The organism is Acidimicrobiia bacterium, assembly GCA_036396535.1.
Taxonomy (GTDB): domain Bacteria; phylum Actinomycetota; class Acidimicrobiia; order Spongiisociales; family UBA5794; genus DASWKR01.
On record DASWKR010000070.1, the window covers coordinates 51,704 to 76,437 of the forward strand.

Below are 24,734 nucleotides of genomic sequence, written 5' to 3' on the forward strand. Positions count from 1 at the left end.
GAGTGATCACCCTTGTTCGACCGGCATGCGTTCGAGGCGGACCGCCAGAGCGACTTGGCGGCGCTCGATGTCGCGCACCGTCACGATCGCCAGCACGGCTGCTGCGATCCATAGGACGTCAACCACGATGTCTCCGAATGCGACGCCGCGGAAGTCCTCGAGCGTCTCCGGGTCGCCGGCATGGATCGCCCGCGTGAGGAACTCCGAGGACAGCAGAGCGCCCCACCACAGCCTCACCACATTCGGTGAACCGCCCCGCGGGAGCACTTCATCGGGCTCACTCCTCACCCAGAGGTCAGATGTCACCTGATAGGGCCGGATCAGATTGAAGATGGGCACGAACCATGACCACACGGCCGAAGCCGGGGAGTACTTCGGCGGACGACCGAGCGATCGCAAGTTCTGGTAGCGCCGGTGCAGCCAGACGAGCCACACGATCCCCGTGACGATGGAGGCGATCAGAAAGAGCAGGTTCGCCACGATGGCGGATTGCTCGAGCCGGTCGATGTCACGGGCCGTCCCCGTGAACGTGTCCCGGATGAGGTCGACGATCGAGCGGTAGTAGCTGATCTCGACGGTCAGGGTCCACACGGCGAAGAGCGCCGTCACGGCGAGCAGGAGCGTGACCGCCAATCCCACATTACCGGCGTCCTTGTAGCCGACGAGGCTCGGCTGAGCCGCTCGGGGCGGATCGTCGGGGAGCCGACCTTGCCCGGGGTCGCAGCTACGACATCTCGCCTCCGCCGTCCCGACGGACGAACCGCAGTCGCGACATGACGCATCGGTGCCCACAACGCCGGTTGTATCGGCCGTCCACGGAGATCCCTGAAGTCGCGCCGCCGCCGGGTGAGGCGCGCAAACGACCCCGACGCTATCTGCCTCGGTGCGACTGGTCCTCCCTGACCCACTCGGCGCCACCCGGCCAGTGCTCCTTCTTCCAGATCGGAGCCCGCCTCTTCAGCTCGTCAATGAGGTACCGGGCTGCCTCGAACGCCTCGGAGCGATGAGCGGAGCCGACTCCGACCGCAACGCTCACCTCTCCGACGTCGAGGTTCCCGACCCGGTGGACGGCCGCGACCCGGCCCACGTCCCACTTGACCCTCGCCTCGGCAACGATCTCCGAGAGCTTCGGTTCGACGACACCGTGGTAGGCCTCGTACTCGAGGTGGGTCACGCCGGACTTGCCTTCGGAGTGATCGCGCACCGTGCCCAGAAACACGACGATCGCTCCGCAGCCCGGCGCTGAGACATGTGCCTGAACGGCTGCGGGTTCGATCGGGTCCGAGGTCACCTCGACCCAATCGGGTCCCCGCCTCTGTACGGTCCCCGTCGCCATACAATCTCCTCGTGGACAACACTAACCAGGGCAGGGATGAGGACTCGCCGGACGAGCCTCTGGCCGTTCCGCCTGCCGACGAGGCACACGACGAGCCGGTGGACGGTGGCCCGGAGGCCGAGGTCGCCGGTCGTGAGTTGGGGAACGAACCTGACCTTTCACGTCGCAGGGCCGAGCCGTGGCAGCCCCCGGCCTTCTACGGCCCGATCGATCTCCCGCCCGTCATCGGTGAGCCTGACCGCCTGCCGCGGTACGGCTATCCGGTAGCCCAGGTGACGGCTCGGCAGATCCCACCGCCCGAGGCTCGTCGCAAGCCCGGCTTCGGGTTCCTGGCGATCGTCGCCGGCATCGTCGGCTCCCTGCTGACACTGGGCGTCGTGGCCGTCATGGGCGAGTTCGCCGACGACGCGACGGTCGCCACGACGACGCCCGAGACGACGGTGGTGGCGACGCCCGACACCGTCGTCCAGATCAGGGAGATCATCACGGAAGGCGACGACTCCGGCGTTGCCAAGGCCGTCGCCGCCAAGGTCGTGCCCTCGATCGTGACGGTCGAGATCGGAAGCGCGTCGAGCGACGGCGGATTCAGCGCATTCGGATCCGGGTCCGGCGTCGTGCTCACCGCCGACGGGCTCATCGCGACGAACCACCATGTCATCGAGGACTCCGACGACACCAGGGTCGTCTTCCAGAACGGCCGCATCTATGAGGCCACCGTCGTCGGCAGCGACAGGCTCACCGACCTGGCGGTGCTCCGGATCTCGGCGACCGACCTCATCCCGATCGCGCTCGGGGCGACCGAGGGTCTCGCCATCGGAGACCGAGCCATCGCCGTCGGCAACCCGCTCGGGCTGCGGGGCGGGGCGTCGCTCACGGTCGGGGTCGTGTCCGCTTTCGACCGCGAGGTCCAGGTCGGCGTCGAGGACGTCCTCGTCGGGATGCTCCAAACCGACGCCCCCATCACCCAGGGCTCGAGCGGCGGGGCGCTCGTCGACCGCGAGGGGCGACTGATCGGCATCACCTCGGCGATCGGTGTCAGCGAGGCGGGAGCGGAGGGCATCGGCTTCGCCATCCCGGTCGAGCTCGTGGAACGCATCACAAGCGAGATCATCGAGCTCGGCGAGGTGCGCCACGCTTTCCTGGGTGTCTCTCTCGACGACTCGTTCACGATGCTCGACGACGGGTCGATCATGCCGGACGGCGCCCTGATCACCGACTTCGCCGGGGCCGGTCTGGCGGCCGAGATTGCCGGCCTGGAACCCGGCGACGTCGTCGTCCGGTACGACGGGACCGCCGTGGAGACCAGAGACGATCTCATCATCGGCATCCGCCAATACCGCGTCGGCGAGACCGTCGAGCTCGAGGTCAGGCGCGACGACGCCTCCGTGATCGTCGCCATCGTGCTCGGAGAGAGGCCGACGGATGTGTGAGCTGCCATGAGCGACAACCTCTTCGATCGGCTCTTCGAGCTCTTCCAGTCGCCGGGTCCGGTGAATTGGAAGCTCGCCCGGGAGGTGTCCCGCTCCATGGCGGGAGCGAGACAGCCCGTCGATCCCCGCCTTGCGGAGGAGTACCTCGGACTCGCCCTCGCAGCCGAGCTGAGGCTCACCGAGATGCCCGGGCTCGGAACGCCATCGTCGCGCTCCATCGAGCCGGTCGACCAGGCCACCTGGGTCGAGGAGAACCAGCAGAGCTTCGGGTACATGATCGAGCCGCTCGCCGATCGCTTCGGAAGCCAACCTGGTTCGACGCCGATGACGGAGATCTTCTCGTCGCTCGCTCCTGCGCTCCTCGGAATGCAGGCGGGCACGATGGTGGGAACCCTCGGCCACACCGTCATGGGCCAGTTCGACGCGGGAATGCCTCCGCTCGAGCACGATCGGCGCTACGCCGTGGTGCCCAACATCGAAGGATTCGCCGCCTACGGCGGGCTCGACCCGCAACAGGTGAGGATGTGGGCGGTCCTCCACGAGATCGCCTTCCACACGATCATGGACGTGCCATGGCTGCGCGGCCACATCGTCTCCGTGGTGGGCGACCTCCTCTCGTCGATCGAGGTGGATCCGGAGCGGTTGGCGGGTCAGATCGGCTCGATCAGCTCTCCGGAGCAACTCGAGGAGATGCTCGGCGAGTCGACCGACCTCTCCTCGCTGATGGGCATCGAGGTCGACAGGAGCCGATCGGCCCCGGTCGAGGCGCTGGTCGCCTTCATCGAGGGCTATGGGGACTTCGCCGTTGCGGGAGCCTCGCGTGGACTCCTCCCCGACCACGACCGCATCGCCGCGGCAGCCGCGGCCCGTCGCTCCGGCGATGAGGCGACCCGCTCGCTCGAGATCGCCGGGGTGACGCTCTCGCGATCGGGGGCGGCAGACGCGGCGCAGCTCTGCACCGAAGTCGCCGAGCGTTGGGGAACGGATGCGCTTGCCCGCGTCTGGGAGGCGCCGGAACACCTCCCGACGATCGAAGAGCTGGCGGACCCGGTCGGATGGGCGGCCAGGGTGCTGCTCCCGCTCGGTGACCTGGGGCTCGACACGTGAGACCGGGCCACCGCGGTCGGGTGTACCCATGACGGTCGCCGTGGGCAGCCCGGCCCCTCAGTTCGAGCTGAGAGATCAGCATGGCCAGAAGGTGAGCCGCGACAGCCTGCTCGGCGCCAAGTCACTGGTCGTGTTCATCCCGTACCCATTCACGCGCGTCTGCACGAGCGAGCTGTGTGAGATCCGGGACAACACCGCCTTGTTGAACGACATCGATGCCAAGGTCGTGGCGATCACGGTCGACACCGTCGGTGCGATCAGGCGCTGGGCCGAGGAGCAGCGATACGAGTTCCCCGTGCTCAGCGACTTCTGGCCCCACGGCGGCGTCGCCCAGGCATACGGCGCATTCGACGACACGTACGGCTACGCCAAGCGGTACACCTTCGTGCTCGACGAAGACGGGATCGTCCGTGACGTCGTCAAGTCGGACGAGCTGAGTGCAGGCCGCGAGTTCCAAGCCGTTGTGGAAGCCCTCGAGGCGATCTGAGCCGGACGCTCGGCTCGCCCGTGCCGCGGCGTGCGCCGGGCGGATCGGGCCTCGTCAGGTCTCGAGGCGGTAGCCGACCCCTCGGACCGTCTCGATCGTCGGGCTGCTCGGAACCTGCTCCAACTTGCGCCGCAGGCGCCTGATGTGCTGGTCGAGCGTCTTCGAGTCGCCCCAGGTCACACCCCACACCTCGTCGAGCAGCTCCTCGCGGGTGACGATCCGGCCGGGCCGCCTCATCAGCAACCGCATCAGCTCGAACTCCTTGCGCGGCAGCTCGAAAGCCGTCGAGTCGAGTCGCAGCTCGTACCGCCCCTCGTCGAGGACGGCGCGGCCGGCGGCGATCACGTCCGGCTCGTCCGGCGCTGCGGTCGAGCGCCGCATGGCTGCATGGATACGGGCGACCAGCTCGCGCACCGAGTACGGCTTCGTGAGGTAGTCGTCGGCTCCCAGCTCGAGTGCAGTGATGACATCGGCCTCGCTGTCCTTGGCGGACAGCACGATCACGGGAACCTCCGACTCGGTCCGCATCCTCCTGAGCACGTCGAGGCCTGCCATGCCTGGAAGCATGAGATCGAGGAGCACTACGTCGGGCCGCTCCTCGCGGAAGGCGAGCAGCCCTTCCCTGCCGTCGCCCTCCGCCCGAAGCTCGAAGCCCTCACGGCCCAGCGCCACCTCGAGGGCTTCGACGTAAGCCGGCTCGTCTTCGATGATGAGCACGCGCAGCATCACGCGACCCTCAGGGGAAGCGTGATGGTGAACGTGGCGCCGGCACCGGGCTCGGAGGAGATGTCGACGGTGCCGCCGTGGTTGAGGCTGACGTGGCGCACTATCGCCAGGCCGAGCCCCGTGCCGCCGGTCACGCGGCTCCTCCCGCGGTCGACGCGATAGAACCGCTCGAAGATGCGATCGTGGTGCTCGGATGGGATGCCGATGCCGTTGTCGCGCACCGAGATGCGTACGAAGGCGGTGTCGTGCTCGACCGAGACGACCACCTTCCCCGGCGCGTCACGATGCTCGACGCTCGAGTACCGGATGGCGTTGTCGACGAGGTTGGTGACGGCCGCTTCGAGTTGCCTGGCGTCGCCGTCGATCTTGACCTCGGCGTCCGGCACGGCCAGCTCGATGCCCACACCTCGCTCGTGAGCGATGGGCTCCACCTGGTGGACTGCCAGCTTCACGACCTCCTGGACGACCAGCGGCTCACGCTCGAAGTCGCCGGACTCGACGAGCGAGAGGTCCATGATGTCCTCGAGCAATCGAGCCATGCGGTCGGATTCGGAGCGGAGGCGGGTCGTCAGCCGCCGCCTGGCGTTCGGATCGGCCTCGTCCTCGAGGGTTTCGGCGAGGACGCTCAGCGCTCCGAGCGGCGTCTTCAGCTCGTGGCTGACGTTGGCCAGGAAGTCGCGGCGCATGGCGTCGACTCGGACCCTCCCCGTCAAATCCTCCAGGTAGACGAGCGCCGAGATACCGCCGACCCCGTGCACCGGGACGGCTGTGATCCCGATGTGGCGGTGCTTCGGTACCTGGATCTCGACGACGTCGCGGACGGTCTCGCCCCTCTCCCCCATCGTCTCGAGGACCCGCTCGATCCGGAGCTCGGTGATGGCCGCTCCGTGGCGGGCGCCGAGCAGCTGCTGGGCGGCATCGTTCGAGAAGGCAACCCGGCCGCCGGCCGTCAGGGCAAGCACCCCGAACGGCGCCCGCTGCCAGGCCACGCTGGCCTCGTCCCTGGCGATCTCGGCGCTGACGATCTGGCGCTCTACGCCCTGGCGGCGGGCCTCGGCAGCCGCGACCGCACGCCCGGAGCGGATGAGCGCCGAGACGGCGACGGCGGCAGCTGCTGCGAGAAGCGTGATGGCGCCGCCTACCGGAATGATCGTGTCCACGTCTCGCGACTATAGGTGTGGGTCGCAACGGCGAGGATCGTTGTCAGACAAGGACACCCGAGAATTCACCCTGAGTTCAAGCAGGTGAGCGCCTCAGGTCACGTGCGCCCCATACGGTGTTGCCGGGCTGATCGCGACACCTCGATGAGGCGCCGAGTGCGTGATTCGGGATGGGTCACGGATCGGTCCGTCGCAGACAAGTGAGGGGCGGGAGCGGCGATGCTCTCGCTCGGACAACAGGAGAGGCAATGACATCAAGAAACAGGCTCGTCACCGCGGCGCTGCTCGCCTTGGCGCTCGTCGTCGCCGCGTGTGGTGGCGACTCCGACGAGACGACGACAACGGCAGGTAGCGGCGACACGACCCAGGCGCCGCCGGATACGACGGGGTCGGGCGGGCTCACCGGCCAGATCGTCATCTCCGGATCGTCGACGGTAGAGCCGATAACGGGACGGGTTGCGGAGGACTTCGGCGGCGCCAATCCCGAGGTGAGGATCAGCGTCGACGGCCCCGGCACATCGGACGGGTTCGTGCTCTTCTGCAACGGGGAAACCGACATCTCGGACGCCTCGCGTGCGATTCGTGAGGAAGAGGTCGAGACCTGCCTGGCCAACGGCGTCGAGCCGATCGAGATCAAGGTGGCGATCGACGGGTTGTCCGTCCTGACCTCCACGCAGAACACCGACGTGACCTGCCTCGACTTCGGCGACCTCTATGCCCTCCTCGGGTCGGAGAGCACGGCCTTCAACACGTGGGCGGCGGCCAACGACCTGGCGGCGGAGATCCAGGCGGATGGACTGGGCGCATCGCACGCTCCATACGCCGACGTCCCCCTCGTGATCACCGCTCCAGGTGAGGAGTCCGGGACGTTCGACTCGTTCATCGAGATCGTGCTGGCGGACACCGCCGAGGCGCGCGGCACGGATGAGAACCCTCGTCCCGACTACGTCGCATCTCCCAACGACAACGTGATCATCGAGGGCATCTCGAGCAACGACACGTCGCTGGGGTGGGTCGGCTACGCCTTCTTCATCGAGAACCAGGACGTCGTCGCCGCCCTCGAGGTCGACGGCGGCGATGGCTGCGTCGCCCCGACGCCGGAGACGATCGCCAGCGGCGAATACCCGATCTCGCGACCGCTGTTCATCTACGTGAACAAGGCGGCGGCCGAGGAGAAGCCTGCGCTGTCGGCGTTCGTCGACTTCTACCTCAGCGAAGCCGGCCTGGCCAATGTGGGCGAGGCGGGCTATGTCGACCTGACGCCCGACGAGAACGCCGAGTGGCTCGCCAACTGGGAAGCCGGGAACGTGGGCAAGGTCGACTGACCGGGCGCACGGATGGACGGGGCCCACGGTTGGCGTGGCGCCCCGTCCATCGGCATGATTGACGTCGATCTGGGAAGCGAACTGCGAAGCGCCGACCGAGGACTGTGATGACGACAGAGCCAACCGAGACAATCGGACTGCTTGCCGGGTCGCGCCCCCGCCAGCGTCGAGAGCGTGTGATCCGCTGGTTCTTCCTCAGCGCGGCGGCCACGTCGATCCTGATAAGCGCAGCCATCGTGCTCTCGCTCGCCGGTGAGGCCTGGACATTCATCAGCAACGTCGAGTTGGCGTCGCTCACCGACATCGGCTGGTTCCCGAGGCGGGGAGCGTACGACATCGGGACGATCGTCGTCGGGACGCTCCTGGTGGCGGGCATCGCCATGCTCGTGGCCGCTCCGTTGGGGTTGGGGGCGGCGATCTACCTCTCTGAGTACGCCGATCGCAGGCTCCGCAAGGTCCTCAAGCCGGCGTTGGAGATCCTGGCGGGCATCCCGAGCGTCGTCCTCGGCTACTTCGCATTGACGTTCATCACCCCCGAGCTGCTCAGGAGGATCTTCGGCAGCGAGGTCGCCGGGTTCAACATGCTGGCAGCCGGAGTCGGCGTCGGCATCCTCACCATCCCGTTGGTGGCATCGATCACCGAGGACTCGCTGCGCGCCGTGCCCAACTCGCTACGCGAGGCGTCGTACGGTCTGGGCGCCTCCCGGATGCGGACGTCGCTGCGGGTCGTCTTCCCGGCCGCGGTATCGGGCGTCGTCGCCTCGTTGATCGTGGCGTTCTCGCGCGCCATCGGGGAGACCATGGTCGTCGCAATCGCAGCAGGGGCCCAGGGCGGATCGCTGTTTTCGGTGAACGCGCTCCAGCCCGGCCAGACCATGACGGCGGCGATGGCCTCGCTGGCGATCGGCTCCGACCGGGTCCGCGGCGCCGACTTCGCCTTCCAGAGCCTGTTCTTCGTGGGTTTGTTGCTCTTCACGATGACACTGACACTGAACGTGATCTCGGAACGATTCGTCCGGCGAGTCCGGCAGAGGTACTGACATGGCGATCACCACACCCCGGGCGTACGCGCCGGACGCGGTGCGCAGGGTCTTGCAGCGCAAGAAGCGGGACGTGCGCGGCCGCACGTTCCATGTCGGCCTGGTGGCGACGCTCCTGACGAGCGTGGCGATATTGGTGATCCTCATGGTGGATGTGGTTCTCGACAGCTTGACGGTCTGGGAGACCCGGAGCCTCGGAAGCTTCCTGACGAGCCAGCTGTCGGCGGATCCGGCGGTGGCCGGCATCGCCCAGGCGCTGTACGGCTCGATCGTGCTCATGATGTTCACGATCGCCATCGCATTCCCGCTGGGGATCTCGGCCGCCATCTACCTGGAGGAGTATGCCCGCGACACCCGCTTCACCAGGATCATCAACGCCAACATCCGCAACCTGGCGGGCGTCCCGTCGATCGTGTACGGCATCCTCGGCCTCGCCCTCTTCGTCAAGGCGTTGGAGTCGATCACGGGTCCCCAGGTCCACGGCAGAAGCGTCATCTCGGGCGGCTTCACGCTGGGGCTGCTGGTTCTCCCCATCGTCATCATCACCACTGCGGAGGCGCTGCGCGCCGTACCCGGCGGGATACGCGAGGCTGCATACGGCGTCGGCGCGACGCAATGGCAGATGATCCGTCAGCATGTGTTCCCCGTGGCAGCACCCGGGATCCTCACGGGGACCATCCTCTCGATAGGGCGTGCCTTCGGTGAAGCGGCGCCGCTCCTCATGGTCGGGGGGATCACGACGTTCTTCCAGGCAGGCGACGCCAGCATCGTCGAGCAGCTCCAAGGGCGGTTCAGCGCTCTCCCGGTTCTCGTCTTCTCTTGGGTCCGCTTTCCCCAAGACGAGTTCCGGGCCCTCACGGCCGCCCTGATCATCGTCATGCTCGTCGTGCTGCTTCTGATCAACGCCACAGGCATCTACCTGCGAAACCGGTACGAGAAGGACCTATGAGCCAAGAACGAGAGGGGGTACGCGAGATGCCGACGACCGAGACGACCCGAGCCGCCCAGGATGGCGGCTCGAGGAGCGGGTTCGGCGAGCAGACCCATGACCGTCCGTTAGCGTCACGGCGCATGGAGGTCCCCGACGACAAGGCTCGCATAGACGACTTGAACGAGCATCCGGTGGTCATCGACGTTCGAGACCTGAACGTGTTCTACGGGGACTTCCACGCCGTCAAGGGCGTCGCCCTCCAGATCAGGCAAAACGAGATCACCGCCCTCATCGGGCCCTCCGGGTGCGGCAAGTCGACGGTCCTTCGATGCTTCAACCGGATGAATGACCTCATCGACATCGCCCGCGTCGAGGGGGAGGTCCTCTATCACGGAGTGAACCTGTACGACACGGCCGTCGACCCCATCGAGGTCCGTCGCCACGTCGGCATGGTGTTCCAGAAGCCCAATCCGTTCCCGAAGTCGATCTACGACAACATCTCTTTCGGACCCAGGATCGCCGGCTACAAGGGCAACATGGATGACCTCGTCGAGCAGTCGCTCCTCCGGGCGGCGCTCTGGGACGAGGTGAAGGACAAGCTCAAGGAGTCTGCGTACGCGCTCTCCGGCGGCCAGCAGCAGCGACTGTGCATCGCCAGGGCGATCGCCACCAATCCGGACGTCGTGCTCATGGACGAGCCGTGCTCGGCGCTCGACCCGATCGCCACGCTCCGCATCGAAGAGCTCATGCAGGAGCTCAAGGCCGACTACACGATCATCATCGTCACGCACAACATGCAGCAGGCGGCGCGCGTGAGCGACCGGACGGCCTTCTTCAACGTGCAGGTGAACGAGAAGGGCCAGCGGACCGGCCACCTCGTCGAGTTCGGCGAGACCGGGAGGATCTTCACGAATCCGATCGAGAAGGCGACTGAGGACTACATCACCGGTAGGTTTGGCTGAGAAGCGAGGGGCAGATGACAGAGAACCCGACAGTCCGGACGCACGAGGACATCCGGCACCGATTCGACGAGGTGATGGAGCAGATCCGGCAAGGCCTCGTTCGGATGGGATCGCTCGTCGTCGAGAACGTCGAACGCGCCGGGACGGCGATGCGCGAGCGGCGCCTCGAGCTGATCCCGGTCGTCATGGAGGCGGACCAGGAGATCAACCGCCTCTACTCGCAGTATGAGTCGCTCGTGTTCGAGACCCTGGCCCGTCAGCAACCGGTGGCCGGCGACCTTCGCTTCCTCGTGGCGGCCACCAGGATGCTCTACGAGCTGGAGCGCTCGGGTGACCTGGCCGTCAACTGCGTGAAGATGCTCGACAGAGAGGACGGGTTCCCGGACTCCCCCAAGCTGCTGGCGACGCTCGACGAGATGGTGCGCGGCGCAACGAAGGTCTTCACGATGGGAGTCGAGTCGCTCGCCGAGATGAGTCCGGACGCCGGCACTCGACTCGATGAAGCGGACGACGAGGTCGACAAGCTCGTGAGCCGCTTCTACACCGAGATCGGGCAGGAGAGCGAGAGGATCGGGCTCAACTCAGCCATCGCTCTCTCGCGAGTCGGCCGCTTCCTCGAGCGCATCGCCGACCATGCTGTGAACATAGGCGAGCACGTCACGTTCATCGTCACCGCTTCCTTCGCAGACGACACGCACGTGTCGATCCGCGAGGAGGACTGACCGGCTTCTAACCTCGCGCATCCGCCGTCTTGGAGGGTGTCATCGACTTCTCGTACAGCGAGCGATGCGAGCAGCTCCGCACCGACCTGCGCGACTACATGGATGAGCACGTCTACCCGGCCGAGGAGTCGTTCCACGAGCTCAACGGCGGCGCCAGCCCCTACGACCCGCCGCCGGTCATGGAGGCGCTCAAGCTGGAAGCCAGGCGCCGCGGGTTGTGGAACCTCTTCATGCCGGAGGAACGATGGGGCGCCGGCCTCGCCAACTCCGAGTACGCCCCGTTGGCTGAGATCATGGGGCGCAGCATCGAGGTCGCCCCCGAGGCGACGAACTGCTCCGCTCCCGACACCGGGAACATGGAGGTTCTGGCGGTGTTCGGGACGGCCGACCAGCAGGAGCGTTGGCTCGTTCCGCTCCTCGACGGCGAGATTCGCTCCTGCTTCTCGATGACCGAGCCTGCCGTCGCCAGCTCCGACCCCAGGAATCTCGAGACTCGCATCGAGCGGAGGGGCGACGGGTACGTCGTCAACGGGACGAAATGGTGGTCAACCGGCGCGATGGGCTCGACCTGCAGGGTGGCCATCGTGATGGGAGTGACCAATCCGGACGCCGACCCCAAGAGTCGCTACTCGATGATCCTCGTCCCGACCGACACGCCCGGAGTCGAGATTGTTCGCAATCTCCCCGTCTTCGGCTACCACGACCGAGGAGGCCACGCCGAGATCCGCTACGACGACGTGCACGTCCCGGCGGAGAACCTCATCGCCTCGGACGGCGACGGCTACATGATCGCTCAGGCGCGCCTCGGCCCGGGCCGCATCCACCACTGCATGCGAGCGATCGGGATGGCAGAGAGAGCGTTCGATCTGATGGTGGCGAGGGCGAAGGACCGCACCGCATTCGGCAGCGCCATCGCCGACAAGGGCGTCGTCCAGGACTGGATCGCAGAGGCGCGCTGGCGCATCGAGCAGGCCCGCCTCCTCGTCCTCAAGACCGCATGGCTGATCGACACGGTCGGCAACAGAGCAGCCGGCACCGAGATCTCGGCCATCAAGGTCGTGGTACCCAACATGGCACTCTGGGTCATCGACAAGGCGATCCAGGTGCACGGCGGGGCCGGCGTCAGCGACGACACCCCCCTTGCCCGGATGTGGGCCCACGTGCGGACGCTGCGCATCGCAGACGGCCCGGACGAGGTCCACAGCATGGTCGTCGCACGTCGGGAGCTCGGCCGCTACTGAGCGGCCACCGCCCTAGGGCTCGAATCGCGAGGCATCTGCAGGGTGGATGCGGCGAGCAGCGTGAGCCGAAAGATCGACGCCTCCCCGACGTGGAGGTACGCCAGGTTGCCTCCCATGAGCGCCGCCAGGCTGCGAGCAACGGCGAGGCCCATCCCGACCGAGTGGGGCCTCCTCCCGTCCCCCTCCTCGTGGTCGAACGGGTCGAACATCGTCACCACCCTGGGGAGCGGGATCGGGCCTCCCGAATCGCACACGTCGATCACCACGTCGTCGGCGCCGCCGCGCACGTCCACCCACACGTCCGATCCCCCGTACCGGAAGGCGTTCGTCAGGAGGTTGCGCACGATCTGCCGGAGTCGCAGCGGGTCGGCGGCGGCCGTGGCGGTTCCCCGCAGCCGGACATCGCGGTCCCATTCGCGGCCGAGCGCCTTGGCGGTGTGGGCGACGACCTCGCCCACATCGACCGGTAGGCAATGGACGGTCATGGTGCCCGCTTCGAGGCGGGTCATCGTCAGCAGGTCCTCGACGATGCTCGCGAGGTCGGCGGCCTGCCTGGCGATCAGCTCGACGAGCGATCGAGCTTCGGCGGGCTCGAAGGCATCCCAGGCGTCTGCGAGCTCGGTTGCGAACCCGAGCACTGCTGCCAGCGGCGTCCGCAGCTCGTGGCTGACGCTGGCGAGGAAGTCGCGCTTCGAGTGATCGAGCTTCTCGAGCTCGACGACACGCAGCTGGGCAACCTCCGCCTCGCGCCGCGTCTGCTCGACCTGGAGTCGTTCTGCCGTGAGCATGGCGCGCAGCTCGTTCGCCTCGCTGCGAACTGCGCCGTCGAGCCGGTGATACTCACGATGCGCCACGAGTGCACCTTCGTGGTCGCCGAGAGCCTCGAGGGCATCGGCGCGCAGCGAAGCTGCCCGTGCGAGGTTGCGGTTGTTGCCGGAGGCGGCGCTCTGGTCGGCGACCCACGCGGTGATCTCGAGCGCTTCGCGCGGCCGCCCGCCGGCCGTCAGCCACTCGGCGCGGTCGAGAGCGATCTCGGCGACGAGCGTGTCGAATCCCCCCCGTGCAGCCACCAACTGTGCCTCAGCCGCCTCGGCGAGAGCCGCCTCGACGTTGCCGGCTCGGGCGTGGACCTGGGCGAGGAGGGAACGACCGTAGGCGACCGTGTTGCGGCCCGCGTCGCCGAGTCCCGAGCCGCACGCGATCACCTCGCGGGCGACGGTCTCGGTCTCCACGATGAGGTTGGAGGCGTTCGGCTGTTCTTCCTCGGCGACGACGAGAAGCTCGAAACCTCGGTTGATCATCGCCATGGCGACGCGCAGCGGATCATGCAGGTCGGAGAAGACGCCTTGCGCCTCGGAGAACAGCTTGGCTGCTCCGCCATGGCGGCCGGCGTGGCTCATGGCGAGCGCGGTCAGGTTCATGAGCACGCCGCGGCCGAGCCTGTCGCCGGCGTGCTCCATGGGGGCGACCGCCCGCTCCAGGTAGTCGAGCGCCGTAGCAGTGTCTCCGGCGTCCGAGTAGATGTCCCCGATGGCCATCAGCGCGTTGGCGGTCCCGACGGGATCACCGGTCGCCTCGAAGTGCTCCAGGACGGCGAGCTGCTCGACGAGCGACTCGGAGAGCCGGCCGAGCGACCCGAGCGCCCAAGCGCGGTTGTGCCTGGCCCACGCCATGCCGTCGGAGTCGCCGAGGCGACGCGCCAGCTCGATCGCTTCTTCGGCGACCGCCACGGCTTCCAGCGAGTCGTACTCGAAGAGGCTCGCCGCCAGGGCGGTCAAGGCACGCTGGCGCCCCGCCTCGTCCGAGGCGGCGTCGACTGCTGCCCGCGCCGTCGCCAGCGTGTCCATCTCACGGTGATTTCGGCTGTTCAGGCCCTGGGATGAAGCACTGTCCCTCAGCCGAGCATCAGCCGAATATGCCCCGCCAGAAGCGCCTGAATATGTTCAAGGCACTCGGCTGGGGGAGCTCGACGAGGACCTCTTCGAGGTGATCGGGAGGAAGGTCGCCGACGAGGAGGTAGGTCGACCCTCCTGCCTGCCACGACACCCACACGTCGGTCGCCGTCGCCAGCCTCTTGTAGTCACGTCCGTCGATCTCGAAGCCGACCGCATCCTCGAATTGCTCCGCCTGCCGTTCGAGCTCGAAGAGCGAGAAGGAGAAGAGCCCATCCGTGTAGAAGGCTTGGACCACGTCGTCGGGGCCTGAGTACATGTCTGCGAGCCGGTAGCCGGCAGCGTCGTCGGGGAGCTTGGTGGTATCGATCGACAGCAGCACGTCCGAGATCCCCTCGTCCGACTTGTCGATCGCATACGCCTTCCATGGTGTCGAGTCGAACTGCATCATCGTCGACAGCCGGAAGAGCCTGCCGTCACCGTCGTAGATCTCCGTGGTGAGAGCCGCTCCGGTCTCCTCGTCGAACACGATCTTGGCTCGTACCGCACCGTCGTCCTCGAGGATGGCGACCGATTCGGCGTCGCGGCCGAGGCGCCGAGCTGCCACCGGGTCCGAGGCCGAGTAGCGATCGCTGGCGTACCGCTTCCATGCCGAAACGACGATCGAGCCTGCGCTCCCGTCGGCGAAGACCTTGCCTGCGTCGACGACCCTCCCGCCCTGCAGCATGGTCAGGCTTCCGGCGTGCTCGACCTCGATGACGGCGACCAGGGACTCGCCGTCCCATCGAGCGATCACGACCTGGGATCCTGCGTAGTCCGCTTCGGCCGCCGCCTCCAGATAGTCCTCGAGGTCGAACGCCAGCGCGACGGGGATCGAGGCGATGGACGCCAGCCCGGCGACGGCGACGACGAACGCTCCCCTCACCGTCCGGGTCATGGCTCCACCCGGGACGAGAACCCGGTCGGGATGACGGAGAAGCCGGCTTCGAGCGATGCCCTTGCGATGTGACGGTCGGCGATCGTGTCGAGATCGATGGGCGTCGACTCGTCGCGGCCCGCTGCGAGGCCGAGGACGAGGGCTGCGACGGCAGCTGCGCTCACCCCGCCGGCGACGACGCGGCGGGTCCTCGTGCGGCGCCGTGCCGCCAGGTGATCCTCGTGGTTCCAGTTGAGCTCCGGAAGCTCGACTCCGGGGAGCGCCCTCACGGCGGTCCTGGCGAGGTCGAGGTCCTGCAACTCGCGCCTGCAGTCTTCGCATGTCACGACGTGGCTGCCGATGATGCGCTGCTCCTGGGTGTTGAGCTCCCCGTCGAGGTACGCAGACAGATCCTCGCCGTAGTGGGCGAACGGGATCAGGTTGTCGGGGACCTGCAGCGTCGGCAGGAGACGCACCGCGGTCCTCGCCTCCTTGAGGTTGCGGAACTCGGCGATGCAGTCGAGGCACGTCTCGACGTGCTCGACGACGGCTTGCAGCTCCCCCGGCCGCAACTCACCGTCGAGGTAGGCGGAGAGGAGCTCCTCGACCTGGCAGGCGTCTCTCAGATCGGCCATGTCAACAGCCCCCTGAGTTGCTTGCGACCCCGGTGGATCCTGCTCCGGACGGTGCCGACGGGCGCGTCGACCGCGACGGAGATCTCCTCGTAGGTGAGCCCGACCACGTCGCACAGAACGACGCACTCGCGAAACTCGAACGGGATCTTGAGGAGCGCGGACTGCACGTCTTCCGAGAGCCTGACGGATGCGAGCACCTCGTCTGGCGAAGGAGTGGAGCCGATCGAGGTGTGATCGTCGTCCGGGAGCTGGGCCGTCGGCCTGCGCTTCTTCCTCCGCACGTCGTCGAGGAATGCGTTGCGTGTGATGCGCCACAGCCAGCCCTCGAAGGAGCCGGGGGTGTAGTCGGAGAGACCCTTGCGAACACGGAGGAGGACCTCTTGCACGAGATCGGACGCATCGTCCGGGTTTCCGGTGAGCCGGTATGCGAAGTTGTAGATCTTCCGCCCATAGCGCCGCGCGACATCTTCCCAACTCGGGACGAACTCTTCAGGCACAGCTCTCCCCTGCTCTCCAGGGGTCACAACGAAATCGGGCGGGACCCGGTTCCCGGATCAGGTCTGGTCTGAGGTCTCGTCCTCGGCGGCGCCTTCGGAGATGCCCTTGCGGAACTCCTTGGCAGACGAACCGAGCGAGCGCGCCAGGTCGGGAAGCTTCTTCGCACCGAAGAGGAGGAGGATGATCACCAGGACGATGACGATCTCCCAGCCGTTGAAATTCCGCACGTGGTGCTCCTTGCGTCGGCCGCCAGTGTACCCCGCCCCACCTCCTAGGCACGAGCCGGGCACACCAACCAGATATGGCGAGCCGGCTACCCCATGGCTATGGAGTCGACAAACGCCTGCATCCGTTCCCTCGTGATGAAACGGATGCGCGGCTCTCGCTTCTCCTTGGCGTAGACGGCGTACGGGCCGAACTTGTCCGAGAACAGGAAGCCGCGATCGGCGCGGGCGCTGATGAAGCCGTACATGAACTGGTCGATCGCCGACTCCGCCAGCTCCGGGTACGACCCGGGAGCATGGTCGACGAACGAGACGTAGCTCGTCCCGCCCCGACCGGTTGCGAGGAACGTCCCCGCCTTCGCTTGCGGGCTGAGGAGGTACCCGGCGTGCTCGAGGAGAGCACCGCAGAGGACGGAGGCAGGCGCCGTCGCCGGATCGACGCCCTTCGCTCGGATCGCCGAGTCGATCGACGATGGGAGCCGCAGGTCGACGCCGAGCGGGGGCAGGTCGTCGCGCCCCGGCCCCGTGGAGATCGCCGGCGGGGCAGACGGCTCGATCGCAGTTAGGGCCGCCAGCGGGTCATGGTGGACGATGGCAGGGGCGTCGTGCTCGTCGCGATGCTCCTCGGGAAGAGGAGGCGGCGCCTCGTCGATCGGCATGGTCGCCACGAGCCGAGCCGACCCGTCCCGCATGCCGTACACCTCGAGCGACTCGATGTTCTCGATCGGGAGTCCCTGGGTGCGCTTGCGGCGCAGCGCCTCGTATCCCTGCTTGAGCATGAGGTCGCGCATCATGTCGTCGTCGCCTGCCGAGGCGGGCACGTCGAAGGTGACCCGTGCCGTCGATCCGTGGACGTGAAAGTCGGTCTCTTGCTTGAGGAGCCGCGTGAAGTCGCTGCGCTCTGACTTGGTGGCCGGCTCACCGGCTCCAGGCGACCGATCCTTGAGGAACCACCACACGGCGAAGCCGAGGACGACGAGCACGATGGCGGCCAGGACGTACGGCAAGAACCTTCTCCTTCGCTACTGCTGTCGCCGATTCTATGGGCTGGCCCCGCCGCGTGTCCGCCCTAGGTCCGACGAAGGAGGCTAGAGCTTGACCGAGCCCAAGTCGGCTCGATCAACCCGCTCCCTGCGCATCCCCCACCACCCGACGACGACGGCGCACGCCACCACGGCGACCATCACGAGAACGGTGTCGTGGAGCCCGGCGACCTGGACGTCCGGGGGTGCTGACGCGGCGTCTCCTCCAAGGGCTCCGCCTGCCCTCGCCGCCACCCTCGAAGCCCACAGCGAGCCCATGACCGCAACGCCGGTGATCTGACCCAGCAGCCGCGTCATCGTCAGGAGGCCGCCACCGACACCGCCGTACTCGCGCGGCACCGATCCCATGATCGCACTGTTGTTCGGGGACTGGAACACTCCGACGCCGAGGCCGAGCGGTACCGCGACGGCGGCGAAGTGGAGGAAAGTCGTGTCGGTCCCGAAGGTGACGAACCCCAGTGTCGAGAATCCGAGCACGACGAGTCCGGTCAGCGTGATCCTCCGCACCCCGAGCCGGTCGGAGAGAGCTCCCGCCGCCGGCGAGACTGCGCCGAGGACGAGTGGGGCGATGGCGAGGGCGAGTCCGGTCTTGCGGGTGTCGTATCCGAGCACCCCCTCGAGGTAGAACGGCAGCAGGAAGAACATCGCCGCGATGCTCACGAAGACCAGATACCCGGAGACGATGCTGACGGTGAGCACCGGGTTCCGGAGGAGGCCGAGTTGCACCATGGGCGACTTTGCCCTCCGCTCGACGACGACGAAGGCCACCCCGGCGAGGATCGCCGCTGCGAAGAGCCCGAGGATCGCAGGCGACCCGTAACCGGCTGTCTGGCCCGCCGTCACCCCAAGCGAGATGCAGAGGAGCACTGCGCTCAGCGAGAGCGCCCCGAGCACGTCAAACCGCTGGCCCCCGCTCGGAGGAGTCGCCGGGACGTGGCGAACGGCGAGCAGTGTCCCGATCACGCCGACCGGCAGGTTCACGAAGAAGATCGCTCGCCAGTCGAACGTCGCGATGAGGAGACCGCCGACGACGGGGCCTGTGATCACGCCCGCCGAGACGAATGTGCCGATGAGGCCGAGCGCCTTCCCCCGCTCCTCGGGCGGGAAAGCCTCGGTGAGGATGGCCGCGCCGAGTGCGAGGGTCATGGCGGCGCCGACCGCCTGGACGACGCGGAAGGCGATGAGCAGCTCGATCGATGGCGCCAGCCCGCACAGCACCGAAGCCACAGTGAAGAGCACGAACCCGGCCGTGTAGATCTTCTTCTTGCCGACGATGTCGCCCCAGCGCCCGACGCCGAGCGTGAGCGTCGCCAGCGTGAGCAGGTACCCGACGGCCACCCATTGGACGACGGGCAGGGAAGCGCCGAGCTCCTGGCGAATCGTCGGAAGCGCGATGTTCACGATGGAGCCGTCGATGGTGGCGAGGAGGACTCCCGCCCCGATCGCCGCCATCACGTGCCACTTCCTGGCGTAGTCGACGCCTATCGGTGCGCCTACCGGTGCGCCTATCGGTGCGCCTGCCGGTGCGCCTGCCGGGGGCGTCAGTGGTGGATTCACGCGGTGCAGGCTATTCGCTCACCGAACCAGTCAGATCGCGAAACCGAGCGAGTCGCCGACCGTCAGCCGACGCGGCGCGCCGCGGCCGCGATCGCCCTCTCGCGCCGGATCTTGCGGCGCTCCCGCTCCGAGAGCCCGCCCCAGATGCCGAACTTCTCACTGCTCACGATGGCGAACTCGAGGCATTCGGCTCGAACCGAGCACTCCCGGCAGATGGACTTCGCAGTTCGTGTGGAGGCCCCACGTTCCGGGAAGAAGAGATCGGGATCTGCGCCACGGCAATTCGCGAGGTCTTGCCACGCCAGGTCCGCGCTCGACAGCACTTCGAGCAATTGGCTGAACACGGTGCACTCCTACACGCTTGTAATTACACAAATGTGATTCAACCAACCCGGGCACGCCCTGTCAACCCCGAACCTGTTGTGCCCCAAGGATTTGAGCCGATCGACCTAGATGCCCCCCGCGCCCCCTCTCACGCAGCCTCCCGCCCTTCTCACGCTGTTCCCGCTCTTCCTCCGCTGTCTCCCGCTCTTCTTCCGCTGTCTCCCGCTTTGCGGGGGACCGACGAGCGCCGCAGGCCGAGTCGAGGGGGTAGCTGCGGCGAGGCCCCCTCGGCTCGGTCCCTGACGGGACACTCACCGATCCCCCGGGAACCGGGGGATTGCGTATGAGGACGCTCACCGATCCCCCGGAAACCGGGGGATTGCGTATGGGCCGAGTCGAGGGGGCAGCCGCGGCGGGTGCTTCTCGCGCGCAGGGGCGACCTGCCCTACGGATGAGCACCCTCCCACGCTGTCTCCCGCTTTGCGGGGGACCGACGAGCGCCGCAGGCCGAGTCGAGGGGGTAGCTGCGGCGGAGCCCCCTCGGCTCGGTCCCTGACGGGACACTCACCGATCCCCCGGGAACCGGGGGATTGCGTATGGGACGCTCACCGATCCCCCGGAGACCGGGGGATGGCGTCGCGAGGACGCGCCTTGTTTGTGCATAATGGGGCTTCACCGACTGGAGGTGCAGTGACGGCAACCGAGTCGCGGCCGGCGTCGACACGTCGACGCGCCCCGTGGATCGTGGAGCTGTACCGCACGGACGTCGGCAAGAAGTACGCCATGGCCGTGTCCGGCGTCCTCGGCCTCATGTTCCTGGTGGCCCACATGGTCGGGAACCTCCACGCCTTCGAGGGCATGGAGCAACTCAACGCATACGGGGAGGGCCTGCGCGACATAGGAGAGCCGCTCTTTCCGAGGACGCTCATCCTCTGGGTCTTCCTCCGGATCCCGCTGATCCTGGCGCTCGTCGTCCACGTGCACGCTGCCTGGGCACTCACCAGGACGAACCAAAGGGCTCGAGGATCCGAGCGCTACACGGGAGAGCGCGACTACCTCGCCGCCAACTACGCCTCGAGGACGATGCGGTGGAGCGGTGTCATCGTGCTGCTCTTCCTGGCGTGGCACCTCGCCGATCTCACGTGGGGTGTCTCGGCGGTGAACCCGGGATTCGAGCGAGGAGACGTGTACGGGAACCTCGTGGCGTCCCTGGAGCGCTGGTGGGTGGCGCTCATCTACGTCGTCGCGCAGGCGGCGCTGGCCCTCCACGTGTGGCACGGCGCGTGGAGCATGTTCCAGAGCCTCGGGATCAACAACGAGCGCTTCAACCGCTTCAGGCGCACGTTGGCGACTGCGCTCACGATCCTCATCATCGCCGGGTTCGTCGCCATCCCGGTCGCCGTCCAGATCGGTGTCATGACGTGAACAGGAGCCCTGTGACGATCGATGCCAAAGTCCCGTCGGGGCCCATCGCAGAGAAGTGGGACAACCACCGATTCGCCATCCGGCTCGTGAACCCGGCCAACAAGCGCAAGTACGACATCATCGTCGTCGGAACAGGGCTGGCAGGCGCCTCCGCTGCCGCAACCCTCGCCGAGCTCGGTTACAACGTGAAGGCGTTCACCTTCCACGACTCGGCGCGGCGGGCTCACTCGATCGCCGCCCAGGGCGGCATCAACGCTGCGAAGAACTACCGCAACGACGGGGACAGCATCTTCCGGCTCTTCTACGACACCGTGAAGGGCGGCGACTTCCGATCCAGGGAGGCCAACGTATATCGCCTCGCCCAGGTGGCCAATGAGATCATCGACCAGGCGACGGCCCAGGGCGTGCCTTTCGCACGCGAGTACGGCGGCCTCCTCGACAACCGCTCGTTCGGTGGCGCCCAGGTGAGCCGCACGTTCTACGCGCGGGGCCAGACGGGTCAGCAACTTCTGCTCGGCGCCTATCAAGCCCTCGCCAGGCAGGTCAAGCTCGGAACGGTGGAGCTGCACCACCGCACCGAGATGCTGGACGTCGTCGTCCACGATGGACGAGCGGCCGGGATCGTGACGAGGGACCTCGTGACGGGCGAGGTCCGCTCCCACTCGGCGCATGCAGTGGTCCTGGCGACCGGTGGATACGCCAACGTGTACTTCTTGTCGACGAACGCCATGGCGTCCAACGTCACGGCGGCATGGAGAGCCCATCGTCGAGGGGCCTTGTTCGCCAATCCTTGCTACACGCAGATCCACCCCACGTGCATCCCCGCCAGCGACGAGTTCCAGTCGAAGTTGACGCTGATGTCCGAGTCCCTCCGCAACGACGGGCGCATCTGGGTGCCGATGGACCGGGGAGACGCCAGGAGCGCCGGCGACATCCCGGAGGGGGATCGGGACTACTACCTCGAGAGGGTCTACCCGGCGTTCGGCAACCTCGTTCCACGCGATGTCGCGTCGCGGGCCGCCATGCGAATGATCGACGAGAACCGCGGCGTCGGACCGCTCGCCAACGGCGTCTACCTCGATTTCGCGGACGCCATCGCCCGGTTGGGACGCGCCACGATCGAGGAGCGGTACGGCAACCTGTTCGAGATCTACAACCGCATCACCGACGAGGACCCCTACCGGGTGCCGATGCGCATCTACCCCGCCCCTCACTACACGATGGGCGGGCTGTGGGTCGACTACAACCTCATGACGACGATTCCCGGCCTCTATTCGATCGGCGAGGCCAACTTCTCCGACCACGGAGCCAACCGGCTCGGAGCGAGCGCCCTCATGCAGGGTCTCGCCGATGGCTATTTCGTGTTGCCGTACACGATCGGCGACTATCTCGCCGATTTCCTCAACGTGGCGCCGCTGCCGACCGACCACGAGGCCTTCGGCGAGGCGGAGGCGGCCATCACGAGCGGAATCGACCGATTCCTCGCCACGAAGGGCACCCGCTCCGTCGACTGGTTCCATCGCGAGCTCGGCAAGATCATGATCGAGCATTGCGGGATGGCCAGGAGCAGGGAGGGGCTCGAGAAGGCACTCAGCGAGATCCCCGCCCTCCGGGCCGAGTTCGACAGGGACGTCCGGGTGCTCGGTACGGGCGATACCCTCAACCAGTCACTCGAGAAGGCGGGGCGAGTCGCAGATTTCTTCGAGCTCGCCGAGCTCATGTGTCGGGACGCGCTCGACCGCGAGGAGAGCTGCGGAGGGCATTTCCGGGTCGAGCACCAGACACCCGAAGGCGAGGCGATGCGGGACGACGACCGTTTCAGCCATGTGTCCGCTTGGGAGTGGACCGGCACGGGTTCGCCCGCCGTGAAGCATCGGGAGGAGCTCAACTTCGAATACGTGAAACTGGCGCAGAGGAGCTACAAGTGATGGATCTGACTCTGCGGGTGTGGCGCCAGCCGGCACCTGGCACGCCGGGAGCGTTCCGGGAGTACCCGGCGAACGGCATCAGCCCCGAAGCGTCGTTCCTCGAGATGCTCGACATCGTCAACGAGCGGCTCATCGAGTCCGGCGAGGAGCCGATCGCCTTCGACCACGACTGCCGCGAGGGTATCTGTGGCTCATGCGGTCTGATGATCAATGGACAGGCACACGGTTCGCAGCTCGGGACGGCGACGTGCCAGCTCCACATGCGCAAGTTCCGCGACGGCGACGTCGTCACGATCGAGCCTTGGCGAGCGGCGGCTTTCCCGGTCATCCGTGACCTCGTCGTCGACAGGTCCGCGTTCGACCGGATCATCGAAGCGGGCGGCTACATCACGGTCACCACCGGCTCGGCGCCCGACGCCAACCTGATCCCCGTGCCGAAGGAGGCGGCCGAGGCCGCCATGGACGCGGCGGCGTGCATCGGCTGCGGAGCATGCGTCGCGGCGTGCCCGAACAGTGCAGCCCAGCTCTTCACCGCGGCCAAGCTCGCCCACCTCAACCTCCTGCCGCACGGTCAGCCGGAGCGCGACCGGAGGACGATCGGGATGGTTGAGACGATGGAGACGTACTTCGGGTCTTGCACGAATCACGGGGAGTGCGAGACGGCATGCCCGAAGGGCATCAGCATCGACAACATCGCCATCATGAACCGCGACTACCTGCGCGCCAAGCTCGACGATCGCCGCCTGGCCGGGCGCACCTGACACAGCCCGTGCTCGTGGGGCGGCACGCACCGAGTGGGCGCCGATGGATGCGACGACCGATGATCCGAGCCACTCTCGTACACTCCGACCGATTCACCTCGAAAGGATCTCGATGAGCGTCAAGTTCCTGTCCGACGAGTACATCGCAGCTGGGACGGACGCGCTGCACGGCCATGCCGACTTCATGGAGGCGGCCGGCGGCGTCGACTTGACGGTCCAGTTCATGGTCACGGGAGGACCAGACGGCGAAGTGACGTACCACCTCGACACCACGGGAGGGGCGACCGGCCTCGTCCCCGGGCCCCACGCCCAGCCGGACGTCACGATCACGTCGGGTTACGACACTGCCGTCTCACTGTCCAAGGGTGATCTGAACACCCAGATGGCGTTCATGACGGGCAAGATCAAGGTCGCAGGAAACATGGCCGTGCTGCTCTTGAACCAGACGCTCATCAACGAGTTCGCCCGGGCCCTCGGCAGCATCGACGTCGAGTACTGACGGCGGCTCCCGGCCCTCTCACGTGCCGAAATGCCTGGTCAGGGTGCTGGAGAGTTGATGTTGCGGACATGCGAAAGCCCCGCAGCCCACGAGAGGGCGTGCGGGGCTCGTGCATTCGGCTGACTACCTGACGGACTCCTTGAGGCCTTTGCCCGCCTTGAAGGCCGGCACATTTGCCGCCGGGATCGGTACCTCGGCCCCGGTCTGCGGGTTCCGGCCGACGCGAGCCTTCCGATAGCGCCGCTCGAACGTCCCGAACCCGGTGAAGGTGACCTTGTCGCCCACCTTGAGCGCACCGGTGATCGCGTCGAGCGTCGCGTCGATGACGTCGCCGACCGTGCTCTTCGACTCGTCGGTGGCAGCTGCCACCTTGTCGATCAATTCGCCCTTGTTCACTTTGCGAACCCTCCTTGGTTGCTGCCTGAAGTGAATTACAGCGATGTAACCATACCCGAAAACCGTTGAGCGTCAAGGCTTTGAGACGCGGAATGTGTACCGGCCCTCGGAGGGCCCGCCAACCGACCCCCAGGCAGCGTTGGTCGGCGCGGTTCGAACGACTCGGCGG

26 protein-coding genes are annotated in these 24,734 nt (G+C 67.1%); 13 read left to right on the plus strand and 13 right to left on the minus strand.

Going from position 1 to position 24,734, the window contains the following annotated elements:
* Positions 1–6: 6 nt before the first annotated feature.
* Entirely contained in the window at positions 7–633 is a 627-nt protein-coding gene (locus VGC47_13230; GenBank protein ID HEX9856269.1) for a DUF4328 domain-containing protein, read from the minus strand.
* A gap of 238 nt (positions 634–871) precedes the next feature.
* Positions 872–1,336: a molybdenum cofactor biosynthesis protein MoaE gene (locus tag VGC47_13235; protein HEX9856270.1), complete on the minus strand. Its 465-nt coding sequence runs from the start codon at positions 1,334–1,336 to the stop codon at positions 872–874.
* 11 nt (positions 1,337–1,347) lie between these two features.
* Here VGC47_13235 and VGC47_13240 point away from each other — a divergent pair, with 11 nt between their 5' ends.
* Genes VGC47_13240 through VGC47_13250 form a run of 3 tightly spaced genes read left to right on the plus strand, consistent with a single transcriptional unit; the run spans position 1,348 to position 4,360 of the window.
* Positions 1,348–2,766, plus strand: a complete 1,419-nt coding sequence (locus tag VGC47_13240) for a trypsin-like peptidase domain-containing protein (protein HEX9856271.1) — start codon at positions 1,348–1,350, stop codon at positions 2,764–2,766.
* A 6-nt stretch (positions 2,767–2,772) separates the two neighbouring features.
* Positions 2,773–3,873: a zinc-dependent metalloprotease gene (locus tag VGC47_13245; protein HEX9856272.1), complete on the plus strand. Its 1,101-nt coding sequence runs from the start codon at positions 2,773–2,775 to the stop codon at positions 3,871–3,873.
* 28 nt (positions 3,874–3,901) lie between these two features.
* Positions 3,902–4,360, plus strand: coding sequence for a redoxin domain-containing protein (locus tag VGC47_13250; protein ID HEX9856273.1), 459 nt, complete (start codon positions 3,902–3,904; stop codon positions 4,358–4,360).
* A 54-nt stretch (positions 4,361–4,414) separates the two neighbouring features.
* Here VGC47_13250 and VGC47_13255 read toward each other — a convergent pair whose 3' ends face one another.
* Together VGC47_13255 and VGC47_13260 are read right to left on the minus strand one after the other, a co-directional pair.
* On the minus strand, positions 4,415–5,086 hold the full coding sequence (locus tag VGC47_13255) for a response regulator transcription factor (protein ID HEX9856274.1): 672 nt from the start codon (positions 5,084–5,086) through the stop codon (positions 4,415–4,417).
* Positions 5,086–6,246: an ATP-binding protein gene (locus VGC47_13260; GenBank protein ID HEX9856275.1), complete on the minus strand. Its 1,161-nt coding sequence runs from the start codon at positions 6,244–6,246 to the stop codon at positions 5,086–5,088. Before VGC47_13260 ends, VGC47_13255 begins: the two co-directional genes overlap by 1 nt.
* Before the next feature lie 248 nt (positions 6,247–6,494).
* On the opposite strand from VGC47_13260, the gene VGC47_13265 reads away from it, so the two are divergent.
* The 6 genes from VGC47_13265 to VGC47_13290 all read left to right on the plus strand — a co-directional run bounded on the left by VGC47_13265 (position 6,495) and on the right by VGC47_13290 (position 12,467).
* A complete protein-coding gene (locus VGC47_13265) occupies positions 6,495–7,571 on the plus strand; it encodes a phosphate ABC transporter substrate-binding protein PstS family protein (GenBank protein HEX9856276.1) in 1,077 nt (358 codons plus the stop codon).
* A 107-nt stretch (positions 7,572–7,678) separates the two neighbouring features.
* Positions 7,679–8,611, plus strand: coding sequence for a phosphate ABC transporter permease subunit PstC (gene pstC, locus VGC47_13270; protein HEX9856277.1), 933 nt, complete (start codon positions 7,679–7,681; stop codon positions 8,609–8,611).
* Between the two features lies 1 nt (position 8,612).
* Complete coding sequence (gene pstA / locus VGC47_13275) at positions 8,613–9,560, plus strand: phosphate ABC transporter permease PstA (GenBank protein ID HEX9856278.1); 948 nt, start codon at positions 8,613–8,615, stop codon at positions 9,558–9,560.
* 122 nt (positions 9,561–9,682) lie between these two features.
* Positions 9,683–10,504 (plus strand): phosphate ABC transporter ATP-binding protein PstB, encoded by an 822-nt coding sequence (gene pstB / locus VGC47_13280; protein HEX9856279.1) that lies wholly within the window; start codon positions 9,683–9,685, stop codon positions 10,502–10,504.
* A gap of 14 nt (positions 10,505–10,518) precedes the next feature.
* Complete coding sequence (phoU, locus tag VGC47_13285; protein HEX9856280.1) at positions 10,519–11,226, plus strand: phosphate signaling complex protein PhoU; 708 nt, start codon at positions 10,519–10,521, stop codon at positions 11,224–11,226.
* A 41-nt stretch (positions 11,227–11,267) separates the two neighbouring features.
* Positions 11,268–12,467, plus strand: a complete 1,200-nt coding sequence (locus VGC47_13290; GenBank protein ID HEX9856281.1) for an acyl-CoA dehydrogenase family protein — start codon at positions 11,268–11,270, stop codon at positions 12,465–12,467.
* Here the strand turns inward: VGC47_13290 and VGC47_13295 are convergent.
* The 8 genes from VGC47_13295 to VGC47_13330 all read right to left on the minus strand — a co-directional run bounded on the left by VGC47_13295 (position 12,461) and on the right by VGC47_13330 (position 19,576).
* Positions 12,461–14,314, minus strand: a complete 1,854-nt coding sequence (locus VGC47_13295; protein ID HEX9856282.1) for a tetratricopeptide repeat-containing sensor histidine kinase — start codon at positions 14,312–14,314, stop codon at positions 12,461–12,463. The two genes, VGC47_13290 and VGC47_13295, sit on opposite strands and share 7 nt — an antisense overlap.
* Before the next feature lie 58 nt (positions 14,315–14,372).
* Positions 14,373–15,296: a hypothetical protein gene (locus tag VGC47_13300; GenBank protein HEX9856283.1), complete on the minus strand. Its 924-nt coding sequence runs from the start codon at positions 15,294–15,296 to the stop codon at positions 14,373–14,375.
* Positions 15,293–15,910 (minus strand): zf-HC2 domain-containing protein, encoded by a 618-nt coding sequence (locus VGC47_13305; protein HEX9856284.1) that lies wholly within the window; start codon positions 15,908–15,910, stop codon positions 15,293–15,295. Before VGC47_13305 ends, VGC47_13300 begins: the two co-directional genes overlap by 4 nt.
* Positions 15,898–16,407, minus strand: coding sequence for a sigma-70 family RNA polymerase sigma factor (locus VGC47_13310; protein HEX9856285.1), 510 nt, complete (start codon positions 16,405–16,407; stop codon positions 15,898–15,900). Before VGC47_13310 ends, VGC47_13305 begins: the two co-directional genes overlap by 13 nt.
* A 57-nt stretch (positions 16,408–16,464) precedes the next feature.
* The gene (gene tatA, locus VGC47_13315; protein ID HEX9856286.1) at positions 16,465–16,635 is read right to left on the minus strand and encodes a twin-arginine translocase TatA/TatE family subunit; all 171 of its coding nucleotides are present in this window, start codon (positions 16,633–16,635) and stop codon (positions 16,465–16,467) included.
* A gap of 86 nt (positions 16,636–16,721) precedes the next feature.
* On the minus strand, positions 16,722–17,639 hold the full coding sequence (locus VGC47_13320) for a hypothetical protein (GenBank protein ID HEX9856287.1): 918 nt from the start codon (positions 17,637–17,639) through the stop codon (positions 16,722–16,724).
* Positions 17,640–17,720: 81 nt separating this feature from the next.
* Positions 17,721–19,232: a DHA2 family efflux MFS transporter permease subunit gene (locus tag VGC47_13325; GenBank protein ID HEX9856288.1), complete on the minus strand. Its 1,512-nt coding sequence runs from the start codon at positions 19,230–19,232 to the stop codon at positions 17,721–17,723.
* Positions 19,233–19,294: 62 nt separating this feature from the next.
* On the minus strand, positions 19,295–19,576 hold the full coding sequence (locus VGC47_13330; GenBank protein HEX9856289.1) for a WhiB family transcriptional regulator: 282 nt from the start codon (positions 19,574–19,576) through the stop codon (positions 19,295–19,297).
* Between the two features lie 670 nt (positions 19,577–20,246).
* Between VGC47_13330 and VGC47_13335 the strand changes: the two genes are divergently transcribed.
* From VGC47_13335 to VGC47_13350, 4 genes are all read left to right on the plus strand, one after another.
* Positions 20,247–20,981, plus strand: a complete 735-nt coding sequence (locus tag VGC47_13335; protein ID HEX9856290.1) for a succinate dehydrogenase cytochrome b subunit — start codon at positions 20,247–20,249, stop codon at positions 20,979–20,981.
* Between the two features lie 11 nt (positions 20,982–20,992).
* Complete coding sequence (locus tag VGC47_13340; GenBank protein ID HEX9856291.1) at positions 20,993–22,909, plus strand: fumarate reductase/succinate dehydrogenase flavoprotein subunit; 1,917 nt, start codon at positions 20,993–20,995, stop codon at positions 22,907–22,909.
* Positions 22,909–23,670: a succinate dehydrogenase/fumarate reductase iron-sulfur subunit gene (locus VGC47_13345; protein HEX9856292.1), complete on the plus strand. Its 762-nt coding sequence runs from the start codon at positions 22,909–22,911 to the stop codon at positions 23,668–23,670. The genes VGC47_13340 and VGC47_13345 overlap by 1 nt, the downstream gene beginning before the upstream one ends.
* Positions 23,671–23,782: 112 nt before the next feature.
* The gene (locus VGC47_13350) at positions 23,783–24,169 is read left to right on the plus strand and encodes an SCP2 sterol-binding domain-containing protein (GenBank protein ID HEX9856293.1); all 387 of its coding nucleotides are present in this window, start codon (positions 23,783–23,785) and stop codon (positions 24,167–24,169) included.
* 123 nt (positions 24,170–24,292) lie between these two features.
* On the opposite strand, the gene VGC47_13355 is transcribed toward VGC47_13350, so the two are convergent.
* Positions 24,293–24,565 (minus strand): HU family DNA-binding protein, encoded by a 273-nt coding sequence (locus tag VGC47_13355; protein HEX9856294.1) that lies wholly within the window; start codon positions 24,563–24,565, stop codon positions 24,293–24,295.
* Between the last annotated feature and the right edge of the window lie 169 nt (positions 24,566–24,734).